Annotated in this window: 10 protein-coding genes and 2 rRNA genes; 10 read left to right on the plus strand and 2 right to left on the minus strand. The window is 58.3% G+C overall.

Features of this window, described 5'->3' with window-relative positions; translation table 11 throughout:
• The first annotated feature begins 19 nt into the window (after positions 1–19).
• The 10 genes from EC919_RS17655 (at position 20) to EC919_RS17700 (ending at position 12,538) form a co-directional block, all read left to right on the plus strand.
• Positions 20–784 (plus strand): amino acid ABC transporter ATP-binding protein, encoded by a 765-nt coding sequence (locus EC919_RS17655; RefSeq protein ID WP_133775695.1) that lies wholly within the window; start codon positions 20–22, stop codon positions 782–784.
• A 22-nt stretch (positions 785–806) separates the two neighbouring features.
• On the plus strand, positions 807–1,628 hold the full coding sequence (locus tag EC919_RS17660; protein WP_133775696.1) for an ABC transporter substrate-binding protein: 822 nt from the start codon (positions 807–809) through the stop codon (positions 1,626–1,628).
• Between the two features lie 164 nt (positions 1,629–1,792).
• Positions 1,793–2,977: an MFS transporter gene (locus tag EC919_RS17665; RefSeq protein WP_133775697.1), complete on the plus strand. Its 1,185-nt coding sequence runs from the start codon at positions 1,793–1,795 to the stop codon at positions 2,975–2,977.
• Between the two features lie 172 nt (positions 2,978–3,149).
• Positions 3,150–4,154: an aldo/keto reductase gene (locus EC919_RS17670; RefSeq protein WP_133775698.1), complete on the plus strand. Its 1,005-nt coding sequence runs from the start codon at positions 3,150–3,152 to the stop codon at positions 4,152–4,154.
• Between the two features lie 227 nt (positions 4,155–4,381).
• Complete coding sequence (locus tag EC919_RS17675) at positions 4,382–5,125, plus strand: GntR family transcriptional regulator (RefSeq protein WP_133775699.1); 744 nt, start codon at positions 4,382–4,384, stop codon at positions 5,123–5,125.
• 151 nt (positions 5,126–5,276) lie between these two features.
• Positions 5,277–6,032 carry a thioesterase II family protein gene (locus tag EC919_RS17680; RefSeq protein ID WP_133775700.1) on the plus strand — a complete coding sequence of 252 codons (756 nt, stop codon included), beginning with the start codon at positions 5,277–5,279 and terminating at the stop codon, positions 6,030–6,032.
• A gap of 738 nt (positions 6,033–6,770) precedes the next feature.
• Positions 6,771–7,550 (plus strand): DUF3050 domain-containing protein, encoded by a 780-nt coding sequence (locus EC919_RS17685; RefSeq protein ID WP_133775701.1) that lies wholly within the window; start codon positions 6,771–6,773, stop codon positions 7,548–7,550.
• A 49-nt stretch (positions 7,551–7,599) separates the two neighbouring features.
• Positions 7,600–8,544 (plus strand): diiron oxygenase, encoded by a 945-nt coding sequence (locus EC919_RS17690; RefSeq protein ID WP_133775702.1) that lies wholly within the window; start codon positions 7,600–7,602, stop codon positions 8,542–8,544.
• Positions 8,541–11,993, plus strand: coding sequence for a non-ribosomal peptide synthetase (locus tag EC919_RS17695; RefSeq protein ID WP_133775703.1), 3,453 nt, complete (start codon positions 8,541–8,543; stop codon positions 11,991–11,993). The genes EC919_RS17690 and EC919_RS17695 overlap by 4 nt, the downstream gene beginning before the upstream one ends.
• A gap of 41 nt (positions 11,994–12,034) precedes the next feature.
• Entirely contained in the window at positions 12,035–12,538 is a 504-nt protein-coding gene (locus tag EC919_RS17700) for an SRPBCC family protein (protein ID WP_243842279.1), read from the plus strand.
• An 82-nt stretch (positions 12,539–12,620) separates the two neighbouring features.
• Here EC919_RS17700 and rrf (EC919_RS17705) read toward each other — a convergent pair.
• Both rrf (EC919_RS17705) and rrf (EC919_RS17710) read right to left on the minus strand, forming a co-directional pair.
• A 5S ribosomal RNA gene (gene rrf / locus EC919_RS17705) occupies positions 12,621–12,736 on the minus strand.
• 107 nt (positions 12,737–12,843) lie between these two features.
• Positions 12,844–12,929 (minus strand): 5S ribosomal RNA (rrf, locus tag EC919_RS17710); the annotation flags it as partial.

Below are 12,929 nucleotides of genomic sequence, written 5' to 3' on the forward strand. Positions count from 1 at the left end.
CAGGCCCAGGAGAATCAGCATGAGAAACATCGTCAAAGCCGTCGGCCTGAACAAATACTACGACCAGTTCCACGCCCTCAAAGACGTGAGCATTGAAGTCGAACAAGGCGAAGTCCTGTGCATCATCGGGCCCTCGGGCTCGGGCAAGAGCACGCTGCTGCGGTGTGTCAATCAGCTCGAAAAAATCGACAAGGGCGGTTTGTGGGTCGACGGCGAACTGGTGGGCTACCGCATCGTCGGTACTAAATTGCACGAACTGACGGACGCTCAGATCGCCCGGCAGCGTTTGAGCACCGGCATGGTGTTTCAGCGCTTCAATCTCTTCCCGCACATGACCGCCTTGCAAAACGTGATCGAAGGCCCGATTCAGGTGCTCAAACGCTCGCCCAAAGAAGCCACCGAAGAAGCCACCGAGTTACTGGCCCGCGTCGGGCTGGCGGACAAGCGCCACTCCTACCCCGTCGAGCTCTCCGGCGGCCAGCAACAGCGTGTCGCGATCGCTCGCGCGCTAGCGATGCGGCCCAAACTGATGCTGTTCGACGAACCCACTTCCGCCCTCGATCCGGAGTTGGTGGGCGAAGTGTTGTCGGTCATGCGTGACCTGGCGCACAGCGGCATGACCATGATCGTTGTGACACACGAGCTGGGCTTTGCCCGCGAAGTTTCCAACCGGATGGTGTTCATGGACGGCGGCCAGATTGTGGAGGCCGGCACCCCGGAAGACATTCTAATAAGCCCACAAAACCCAAGAACCCAAAGCTTCATTTCTGCCGTTCGCACTTAAACCAGAACAAACGAGAACGACCATGAAAAAGATCCTCATCCCCAGTGTGCTCGCCGGCCTGATGGCGTCCGCGTCGGTGTTCGCCGCGCTGCCCGCCAGCCTCAAGGAAAAGGGCGAGATCACCGCCGCCATTGTGCCGAATTACCCGCCGATGGATTTCAAAGACACGAGCACCAACACACTGACGGGGCTGGACGTGGATCTCGGCAACGCCTTGGCCGAGCGTCTGGGCGTCAAGATCAAATGGCAGGAGACCGCCTTCGAGCAAATGGTCAGCGGCCTGGTGACCAAACGCTTCGATATCATTCTGTCGGGCATGACTGACACGGTCGAGCGGCAGAAGTCGGTGACGTTCATCGACTACTTCGCCAGCGGACCGCAGCTGTACACGCTGACCAAAAACGCTGATCTGAATGAGCCTGCCGATCTGTGCGGCAAGAAAGTCGGCACCAGCCGGCGCACCACCTGGCCGGCGGAAATTGCTGGCTGGAGCAAGGAAAACTGCGAAGCGAAAGGCAAGCCGGCGATCATCGTCAGCGGCTCGGAAGGCTCGGCCGACGCTCGCGCGCAGCTACGTCAGGGCCGGCTCGACGCCGCGATGCAGGGCAGCGAAACCATCCCATACCTGATGTCCCAGGAGAAAGACACCTACAAGCCCCTCGGCCTGGCAATCTCCAAACAGTTCACCGGCCTGGGCGTCAGCAAGTCCAACCCTGAACTGGCGGCGGCCGTTGCTGAAGCGATGCAGGCCATGGTCGACGACGGTACCTATGGCAAGATCCTCAAAAAGTGGGAGCTGGAGCAGGGTGCGGTGGCCAAGGTCGGAATGAATCAGGGGAAGTAAACGGCTACGCGACGTACCACGGACGAACAATAAGCATGGATTTCTGTAGGAGCGCGTTTGCCCGCGATTGAAGTGTGTCAGCCCCTGACTCGATATCAGGCATGACGCATTCGCGGGCAAGCGCCCTCCTACACAAGGAAGCGCTGACATAAAGGAGACCCAGAGTGCCCGCCTACTCACTCGTCATCCGCCGCTTGATGATCTGCTCGCTGACCATCGTCATGAGCAGGGCGATGACCAGCCCGTTACTGTCACTGTTCCTGAGCACAAGATTGGGGCTCAACCAGCAAGACGTCGGGCTGTTGATGGGCCTTGCGGTGTTCATCGCCACATTGCTGGGGCTTTACGGTGGCTACGTCATCGACCGGCTGGAAAAGCGCAAATTGCTGATCCTGGCGATGCTGTCCAGCGCCGTCGGCTTCGCGCTGCTGACCTTCGCCCACAACATCTATCTGACGACCCTCACGCTGGTGATCACTGAGACGGCCTCGGCGCTGTTTCTGATCGGCTCCAAAGCAATCATCAGCGAAAACCTGCCCATCGGGCAGCGTGCGAAGGTCTTCTCGCTGCGCTACACCCTCACCAATATCGGCTACGCCACAGGCCCGATGCTGGGCGTGGTCATTGCCGGGCACTTGCCACTGGCGCCGTTTTTAATCGCCAGCGGCATCGCGTTCTGCAGTGTTTTTCTGATGCTCGGCATACCGCGCACAGTCGCAGATACCGAACACCCACCGCGCAGCTTTCTCGACACCCTGGTCACGCTGAAAAATGACCGCACGCTGATTCTGTTCACGGGCGGCAGCTTGCTCAGCACCATCGTGCATGGCCGGTATACGTTGTACCTGTCGCAGTTTCTGTTGGTCACGCACTCGGCGGAACAGGCGTTGAACATCCTGTCAGCCGTACTGGCCTGCAATGCGGTAACGGTCATTTTGATGCAGTACCAGATCGGCCGTTTTCTCAAGCGCGAGCAGTTGCCGTACTGGATTTGCCTCGGCACTGCATTGTTCGCGATAGGGCTCACAGGCTTCAGTTTCGCCCACACGACACTGGCCTGGTGCGTCGCGATGTTCGTCTTTACGCTGGGCGAGATGATCATCTACCCCGCCGAATACCTGTTCGTCGACACCATCGCACCCGATCACCTTCGTGGCAGTTACTTGGGTGCGCAGAATCTGGCAGCTTTCGGCGGAGCGTTGAGCCCGGTGATCTGCGGCTACTTATTGATCAATTGCCCGGCGCCGACCATGTTTTATGTCCTGGCGTGCCTGACCGCCATGGGCGGCACATTGTGCTTTCTGGCCGGGCGACGGGCGAAGCTGACTCACGCTGACATCTCGCTCTGAGCCCGCGCTCAGCCACACGCGGTTCCGTCATTTGTCACTTTTCAAAACCTGCTCAAACAGGTGAGTATGTCCGGCCTAGAGCTTTCGGTCTGATCGGCCTTCACGAGACGCCTTGCAAGCCTGTCCCAGACTGTCCTGATTTCCACTTCCCTGACGAAAAGGATATCGAGCAATGAAATACCGCACCCTTGGCCAATCCGGCCTCCAGGTTTCAACGCTGACACTGGGCTCCATGATGTTCGGCGTGCAGACCGGCACCGAAGAGTCCCTGCGCATCATCGACAAGGCCTGGGATGAAGGCGTCAACTTCATTGACACGGCCAACGTCTACAACGCCGGCCGATCTGAAGAAATCGTTGGCGAGGCCATCGCCAGCCGGCGCAGCGAGTGGATCCTGGCCACCAAAGTCGGCAGCAGCTCGGGCAACACCGCACCGAACTCCAGCGGCCTGAATCGCAAGCATATCTTCAATGAAATCGAATCCAGCCTGCGTCGTCTCGACACCGACTACATCGACATTCATTACCTGCACAAGGAAGACCACAACACGCCACTCGAGGTGACCGTGTCGGCCATCGGCGATCTAATTCGCGAGGGCAAGATCCGGTACTGGGGCGTGTCGAACTTCCGAGGCTGGCGTATCGCCGAGGTCGTCAACGTCGCCCAGCGTCTGGGCGTCGACAAACCGGTGATCAGCCAGCCGCTGTACAACATCGTCAACCGTCAGGCCGAGCTGGAGCAGATCACTGCGGCGAAGTTCTATGGTTTGGGCGTCGTGCCCTATAGCCCGCTGGCGCGCGGCGTGTTGAGTGGCAAGTACGCCCCTGATGTAACGCCGGACAGCAGCACCCGCGCCGGCCGTCAGGACAAGCGCATTCTGGAAACCGAATGGCGCAGCGAGTCCTTGCACATCGCCCAGAAACTGCAGGCGTATACCCAGGCCAAAGGCGTAGGGCTGGTGGAATTCGCCATCGCCTGGGTGTTGAACAACAAGGCCGTGACCTCTGCCATTGTCGGGCCACGCACCGAGGACCAATGGAACAGCTACACCAAGGCGCTCAGCGTGAACATCACTGCCGAGGACGAAGCGTTCATCGACTCTCTCGTGACACCCGGGCATGCGTCCACGCCAGGCTTCAACGATGTGCAGCATTTCGTGACGGGCCGTTATAGCTGACTCCGATCGACTGTGAAGCCCGCCTCGGTTGCCGCAAACGACTTGCGTGACCGAGGCCGGGCATCCCGTTCCCAGTCCCCGATTGATGGCAACACCTCCACGCTCAATCCCTTGTAGAATGCCGCGCCGAGACAGCCCGCTAAACTTGTATCAAAGTTTGACAAGGCTAGCAGCGGTCTCTAGTGTTTCGTTGGATCCAATAACTGGTCAACCGAAGAAGATCAAGCATGCGCAGGACTGAGAAAGAGCAATTTCTGCGGGAAACCCTGGGCGATGAGCAGCCGCCTGCGCATATGGCGCGTGCCGTTATCGAAGAAAAACTGCGCAGTGCCATCCTTGAAGGACGCCTGCCGGCAGGCATTGCCTTGCGCCAGCAAGAGCTGGCGACGCTTTTTGGTGTCAGCCGCATGCCCGTGCGCGAGGCGCTGCGTCAGCTGGAAGCTCAATCCTTGCTGCGCGTCGAGACCCACAAAGGTGCGGTCGTTGCCCCGTTGATCAACGAGGACGCTACGGATGCCTACGCGTTGCGCATCCTGCTGGAGTCCGAGGCGCTTCGACAGTCGATACCGCTGCTGACTGCCGAAGACATCAGCACAGCGCGTGGGTACATCGAACAGCTCGAGGCCGAAACCGACTACAGCATCATGGGCACGCTCAACCGCCAGTTCCACATGGCGCTGTATTCCAGGGCGCACAACAAGCGCCTGCTCAAACTGGTCGAGGACGGCTTGAACGAGGAAGAGCGCTTCTTGCGTTTCAATCTCAAGCAAATGAACCTGGGCAAGGTGTCCCAAAACGACCACTACGAATTGCTGGAAATGGCCGGCGCCGGAGATGTGGACGCCACCGTCGAGGCGCTGACTCACCACTTGAATCGTGGTGTTGAAGCTATCAATGCCTACTTGAGCGCCCGTAAGGCGGAAGAGGCAAAACCTGCGGCGATCTCACGAAATCGTACAGTCACCCAGTGACATTCGCTGCTGTTTCAATCGTGACCTTGCTCGCCACGGGCTAATCGGCCGATAAGCACAAGGTATCTACGAACGCCGTTCATGACGGCGTAAGCGCCGAAGGACCCGGCTCCACGGTTATGACGCCTCTATCAAGGCACGGGGAAGCTGAGTGCAAGCCGAAAAGAACAAATGGCTGATGGTCGTCAATTCCGGACAGCCCGTCAGGACACGCTTGATTTGCTTTCCTCACGTAGGAGGCGATCCGGAGCACTTTCGTAACTGGTCCGAAGGCCTTGCCGATCATATCGAGCTGGTAACGCTACGCCTGCCCGGCCACGGCAGCCGGCTCAGGGAAACGCCCTACGATCAGTGGGCGCCCTTGCTGCAAGACACCTTCCTCGCGTTGCAGCCCTATCTGAGCGAACCCCATGCGTTTTACGGCCACAGCTTTGGCGGTCGTGTCGCTTATGAAATGGCCAAGCTGGCGCAGCGTCATTACCCAAATCTGACGCGTCATCTGTTCGTTTCCGGCTGCCGCAGCCCTGACAGCCGACAGCCCTGGCCGTATTTGCATACGCTGCCGCAGGAGGATTTCATTCAAGCGCTGATCACGTTGGGCGTGATCCCGAGCACGTTCGCGCACGACAAGAAACGCCTGAAGCTGCTGGAGCCTGTCGTGCGCAGCGACGTAAAGCTGTCAGAGATCTGGTCACACTGCGCTGACGAGGGCCTGGACATCCCGTTGACCGGTCTGTACGGCAGCGATGATCCGGTGGCTACGGCCGGTAGCATGATGAAATGGCGGGAATTCACACGTCGCGAGTTCGAACTGATCGAAGTTCACGGCACTCATGATTTCCTCAGCTCGCAACGCGACCGCCTGCTGCACATCATCAACACGCACCTCGGCTTGCTGGGCGGCTAAACAAACACCGCCGCCCTCTCCTTCTGCATTCCTCACGCCCTCCCTTCTGAAGACTCCTGCGACTAAAAGCCGGCCCTCCCATGCTCGGGCCGCTGCTAATGCACCTATGGTGAAACTTGGCCGTCGTTGACGCGGTGTACCACCGTGTTCAGGCAAACTCGTCCGACGAATCGGTCTGCAGCCGGTTCAGGGAAGGCAGTTCTCATGGAGCGGCAAAAGGAGCATTGCCCTGGGCGGAGACATTGAAGTGAAACCCCGAATGTCGCCCAAACCAAAAAATCTCAAAAAACTGTATTAGCCCGATAAAGCGCAACGCTGAACGAGGTATTCGTTCATTAATTTCAATTCTGGCTCTAATAAACCGGAAGGGTTGTGCTCGCCCCAATAAAACTTTATGCAGAAGTTTTATCGCCTTCTCTCGCGCCCGGTTTATATACGCTGTTAATTATATTAAAAAGTATTTGCGAAACCATTTGAAACTGTTCTAACGTTTTCTGGCCACCATCGTTTACCGGCTACATGCCTACGGACGCTGGTCAGCACAGGCATCAGCCAAGTGAGCATGCCTGATTCCAGCTTGACGATTATTGACCATTAACGAAGTAACGTTCGCAGCTCCTTATTACCCGACATTTACGGAAGTCATGTTGTGCGCTGTTGATACGACAACTTAAGACGACTGCTATTCGCGGCAATTAAAGAGTTCGTGACGCACTCGATCTCATCAAGGACGTAAAAATGGATAGTCTTAAACAGCAACTTATCGCAAAGAAATCAGCACTCAGCGCGCACCCTGTTTTTTCCGAGATCGATTCACTGCACGTCCTGCAGCGATTCATGGAGGTGCATGTGTTCGCGGTCTGGGACTTTATGTCACTGACCAAACGGCTGCAGCAGGAGCTGACGTGCACCCGACTCCCCTGGCTGCCGCCGCGAGACGCGAAGGCAGCTCGGCTCATCAACGAAATCGTGTTGGGTGAGGAGTCAGATGATCGGCCAGGACGCCACGATCATTACAGCCACTTCGAACTGTACCTGGACGCTATGCAGGAGATAGGCGCAAGCACGGCACGCATCGAGCATTTCGTCGAACTGTTGCGTGAAGGCATTCACTACAAAACCGCGCTCGACAGCGTCGGCGCAGGTCGAGCGGCCACACACTTCGTCCGCGACACCCTCGATATTGCTTTGAATGCGCCGGCGCACTGCGTCGCTGCCGCGTTCCTGCACGGTCGCGAGAGTGTTATCCCGCAGATGTTCCAGCGGATTCTCGACGACTGGGGCATCACTGCCGACAAGGCACCGACCTTTCGCTATTACCTGGAACGACACATCGAGGTGGACTCCGAAGATCACGGCCCGGCTGCGGAGTCGTTGCTTGCCAGGCTAGTCGCGGGCAATGAACAGCAACAGCGCGAGGTGTACGCCGCCGCCATCGCTGCCGTCGACAGCCGCATCGCGCTGTGGGACGCCCTGCAACTGACCCTGCGTGAAACGGCGCGGGAAGTCAGCGCATGAGCCCTCTTCGCCTACGCAATCCAGAAGCCCTCCACACAAGGACGCCATCATGAAAGCCGAAGACTACATGTCATTCGTCGATGCCTGGGAAGGTCGCGCGACCATTCGGACACGCCCGCGCCGCATCGTCGAAAACGATGAAAAGCTGATCTACCCACTCAGCCGTCAGCCACTTGTATTGAGCGAGACGTTCACCGGTGAATGCGCCCATCTACGCGACCTGGCGCTGGTGCAGAGCCTGTACAAGTTCATCAACGACGTGGTGATTTTCGAGACCGAGATTGTCGACAAGACCGCGCGAAGCATCGCCAAAGACAATTTCGCGATCCACTTTCCCTTCGCTTGCCGCTACGACGCCATGACGGTGGTCGTCGATGAGGATTACCACGCACTGGTGGCGATGGACTTCATGCAGCAAACCATCGCACTCACCGGCGTCCAGCCAATCCCGTTGCCTCAGGAAATCGAACTCAGCCGAGCCATCCCCGCTGCTCTTGCCTTGGCGCCGGACCACTTGTGCAGCGCGGTCGAACTCATCTGCGTGGCGATTGCCGAGAACACCGTGACCAACGACGTGGCCGCGTTCGCCAAAGACGACACGGTGAAGCAGTCTGTCAAAGGCCTCATGGCGGATCACCTGCTCGATGAAGGGCGGCACTCCGGTTTCTGGGCACGTTTGGTCAGGATCTACTGGCACACAGCGCCCGAACAGGACAAGCAACTCATCGCGCAGATCCTGCCCGTGTTCATTGCTCAGTATTTAACCAATGACATTCAGAAGTCTTTTGACTTCGTGCTGATCGACAGTTTGCCCGTCGCAGAACCGATTAAGCAGGCGCTCAGGGAAGAGACGCAGGCGATGTGCTTCCCGATCAATCGCCACCATCCGCTGGTGGGCAACATCATGCGCTTCTTTACCTCCAGCTCGATGCTGGACTCACCCTGCGTTCAGCACGCCCTTGCCGACTATCTGCCGGCCGGAGGCTTGCAATGAAGCGCTTGGAGATTGTGCTCATCGGTCATAGCCAGGCGATGAGTGAGCTGAGTGCAGAACTGAACGCACATGGGCATCTGATTCACCACCTGCGCGACGAGGCAACGCTGGAGCTAAGCGCGCCACAAGCCGCATCGATCCTCATCGAGGACGGCACGCTGGACCTGCCGCGCGCAGAGTTGGGCGTGTTCCAGACAGCCGTTCATCTCGGCCTCCGGGTAGGACTTACGCCAGTGAGCGAGCAGACACTGCCTGAGCTGGAAATAATGTGCTGGCTCGGGACGGCGACGGCGCAGCGCCTGATCGCGCGCCATGCCGTGGCTGCCAAGCTTTCCGGCAACGGATGCGTGTTGCGGGACGCGGCGGTCGCAACACTGGTCGACAACGTTGCGATGCTGATCAGCCGGTTCTCGCGCGATACCGAGTATTTCGCGCGCGCCGAGCGCGTCGATCCGCCTCACAGTGAACGCCAGGAAAGCCTATTGCGGCTGGACCGACTGGCCTTCGAGCACCGCTTCAACTTCACCGCGGTGCCGGAGTTGCTGCGCGTTGCCGAGCAGACGCTGGTCGCACGCCTTGATCATAGCTTCAGCAAATTCGCCGGGCGCACCGCGCTGAGTATCGACGGCGAGCGCATCAGCTATGGCCAACTGCGCGCGCACAGCGTCGCGATCCAGACGCAGATACAGTCCATGCTGCCGCACGTATCGACTGGACCTGTCGTGATAGGCATTTGTATGCCGAAATCTGCGGCGCTGTTCGCCGGGATTCTCGCCATCCTGGGCAACGGAGCAGTGTATCTGCCATTGGACCCCAGCCAGCCTCTACAGCGTCAGCAGTACATCCTCGAAAACGCGCGCGCGACCATGTTGCTGCACGATGGGAGTCACCCGCTGGCGGGCGTGGCTGTGCCGGGGCTGGACATCAGTCACATCGAGATCGTGCCGACGGGGCGGTCGTTCATGCGCTATTGCCCGGAGGTCGACGCGCCATGCATGGCGCTGTACACCTCGGGTACGACCGGACACCCGAAAGGCGTAATGCTCAGTCAGCGCAACCTGAGCCACTTCACGGCCTGGTACGCACACCATGTCGAGCTCTCCGAACACAGCCGTGTGCTGCAGTTCTCGACGCTGAGTTTCGATTCATCGGTCATCGACATATTTCCCACGCTGCTCAGCGGCGCTGAACTGATCGTGGCGAACGACGATCAGCGTCGTGATCCGCTGCAACTGTTCGAGCTGCTGGATCAGAATCTCAGCCACGCCTTTCTGCCACCAGCCCTATTGAGCATCCTGCCGACTGACCGACCACTGAAGCTCAAGCACTTGTGCACCGGCGGCGATGTCTGCGAGCCCTACGTGATTGAACGCCTGGCAGCGCAATGTCATTTCCATAACCTGTACGGCCCGACTGAGGCCACGGTGTTGATCACAGCCGGCCGGTTTCAACCCGGTGGCAGCAACCGCAACTTGGGTCGTCCGATCGCTAATAGCCAAGTCCTGATTCTCGACGAGGATAGGCAGCCTGTCGCGGACCTGACCCCCGGCGAGCTCTTTATCGTCGGTCCCGGCGTGTGCCTGGGCTACATCAACAACCCTGTCCTCACCGAAGAGCATTATGTGCATGTCGCCCTGGGTGACGGCCAAAGCGTTCGGGCCTACCGAACCGGGGACATCGGCAAATGGACGAACGATGGCATCGAGTTGTCCGGGCGACGTGACAACCAGGTGAAGATCCGGGGATTCAGGGTCGAGCCTGAGGAGATCGAGCATTGCCTGCGCGACAGCCAGCTGTACCGGCAAGTCGCGGTGGTAATTGATGACCAGCGACGCATCCTGGCTTTCCTCGCGCAACCGCACGGCGTAGAACCGGACGCCGCTCGGCGTTTGCTCAAGGAGCATGTCGCGGCTTTGTTGCCCGACTACATGCGGCCGACCGCCTACACGGAGTTGGCGAGCATGCCGTTTGCCAGCAACGGCAAGGTTGATCGCAAGGCGCTGCTGCAGCTGCCAGTGAACCTTCTGGAGCACGCCCCACGTCGTTTGCCCGACACCGAAAACGAGAGGCGGCTCCTTACGCTGTGGGCCGATCTGCTGGAACTTCCGTCCGGCGAAATCTCAACCGACGAGAGCTTCTTCAATTTGGGTGGCCACTCGATTCTGTTGTCGCAGATGCTGCTGGGGATTCGCGAACGGTTCGGCCGTAGCATCCCGATCAATCGCTTCATTGAGGCGCCAACGCTGATCAATCTGGCGTCACTGCTCGACAGCGACGGCACAACCTCATGGACCGTCAGCCCGAAAGCATTCATGGATGCTTCGGCGCCCTTCGAGCTGCCGATACTGCCTGTGGAGCGCATGGGCGACGTGCATAAAGTCATCGTCACTGGTGCCAATGGTTTTCTCGGTGTTCACATCGTCGAAGCGCTATTGGCGTGGGGGGCAACGGAGGTTGCCTGCCTGGTACGCGAAAGCGCAGGGATGACCGCGCAAGACCGCTTTGTCCTGGCACTGCGCGAAAACCGGCTTGAGCATTTAGATCTGGCGCGGGTGCAGGTTTACGCCGCCGACGTCACACGGCCACAGCTTGGGTTGAGCAACGAGGTGTATGAGCGGCTTGATCGCGAGTTTGGCGCGCTGGTGCACAACGCCGCCAACGTCAACCATGTCCAGGATTACGAGACGCTGGCCAAGGATAACGTCGAGCCGATCTTTGAATGCCTGAAGCTGTGTGAAGGTCGCAGCAAGAAGGTGCTCAATTTTGTTTCTACGCTTTCCGCTTCAAGCGCCGTCGGGCTTGACGGTCGCGTCCTCGAAGCTCCTGCCGCCGAGACACCGCCGATCTACATCAAGAACGGCTACAACCTCTCCAAGTGGGTCGCCGAGCGCGTCCTTCAGCAAGCCTGTGAGCGAGGCGCATGGGTGAACATCTACCGGCCCGGCAATATCGCATTCAACAGCACGACGGGCGTCTGCCAGCCGCACAAAAACCGCCTGATGCTGATGCTCAAGGGGTCGATGCAATTGGGCCAGGTCCCAGACTTCTCCATGACCTTCGACTTGATGCCTGTCGACTTCCTCGCCCGATTCATCGGCTTTCACGCCAGTCGTTACCAGCCAGCCCATGCAGTCTTCAACCTCCACAATCCGGAGCCGTTGAGCTGGACTAACTACGTCAGCGCGTTCCGCGAGGCTGGCAATGAGTTCGAGATGGTCAGCGTCAGTGAGTGGCAAACCCAGTTGAATCGCGTGGACAGCGAGAACGCTTTATTCGGCGTGCTCGGCTTTTATCTCGACGGGTTCGAGGAAGACATCGGAGACATATCAATGATCGGGTACCAGAACGCCCATGCGGGTGTTCAACGGATGGGCGAATGCTACCCCTCAAAAACTCCAGCGCTGTTGCGCAAAGGCTGCGAGTACCTGAAAGAGATTGCCTTCATCTGATACACCCCAACGCAACATCCCCTTAAGTTATGGAGAACAACATGAACGCTATTCAGCCGCTCAACACCCTTGGCTCCCTTTCGCCGGATACGCTGATTACCAATCCTGGCGGAGAACCTGTGGTTTCTGCGATCTCGATAAACGCACCAGCGCGCGAGGTCTGGAAGGTCGTAGGCGATTTCGGTGGTTTCACACAATTCATTCCGGAGCTTGCGAGCATTGATGTGATTGGTAACGGTCCTGGCTCAGTCCGTTACAAGAAATTCAAGGAGGGTGGTCTTGTGGTTGTCGAGCAACTCAACTCACATGACGACGACGCTATGGCTATGACCTGGACAACCATCTACAACAATCTAGGTGTGAGGAGGCTTTGGGCATCGATGACAGTTGTCCCCAAGGACAATGCCGGCTGCGTCGCTACCTGGACCATCGTTGCCGAACCTACAGATGACAGCGCGATGACCGCTGAGGGCTTCAGAGAGTTCTTACAGGGCTTTGCTGATGGTGCAATGAAGAACGTGCCCGGAGCTGTGATGCGCTCATAGGGAAGCCTTCGCCGCTTCAATGCCGGTGGCTTAAACGACAAAACCCCAGTCTGCGTAAGCAGACTGGGGTTTCGGAATTCAATCTTGACGATGACCTACTCTCACATGGGGAAACCCCACACTACCATCGGCGATGCACCGTTTCACTGCTGAGTTCGGGATGGGATCAGGTGGTTCCAGCACTCTATGGTCGTCAAGAAATTCTGTTGCCGATCCGTTACTGACGTAACGTCGCAGCTAAAATATATAACCTTCACTTAAAACAAAACCCCACCTGCTTTCGCAGATGGGGTTTCGGAATTTAATCTTGACGATGACCTACTCTCACATGGGGAAACCCCACACTACCATCGGCGATGCATCGTTTCACTGCTGAGTTCGGGATGGGATC

Source organism: Pseudomonas graminis (assembly GCF_004364335.1).
GTDB classification, from domain to species: Bacteria; Pseudomonadota; Gammaproteobacteria; order Pseudomonadales; family Pseudomonadaceae; genus Aquipseudomonas; species Aquipseudomonas graminis_D.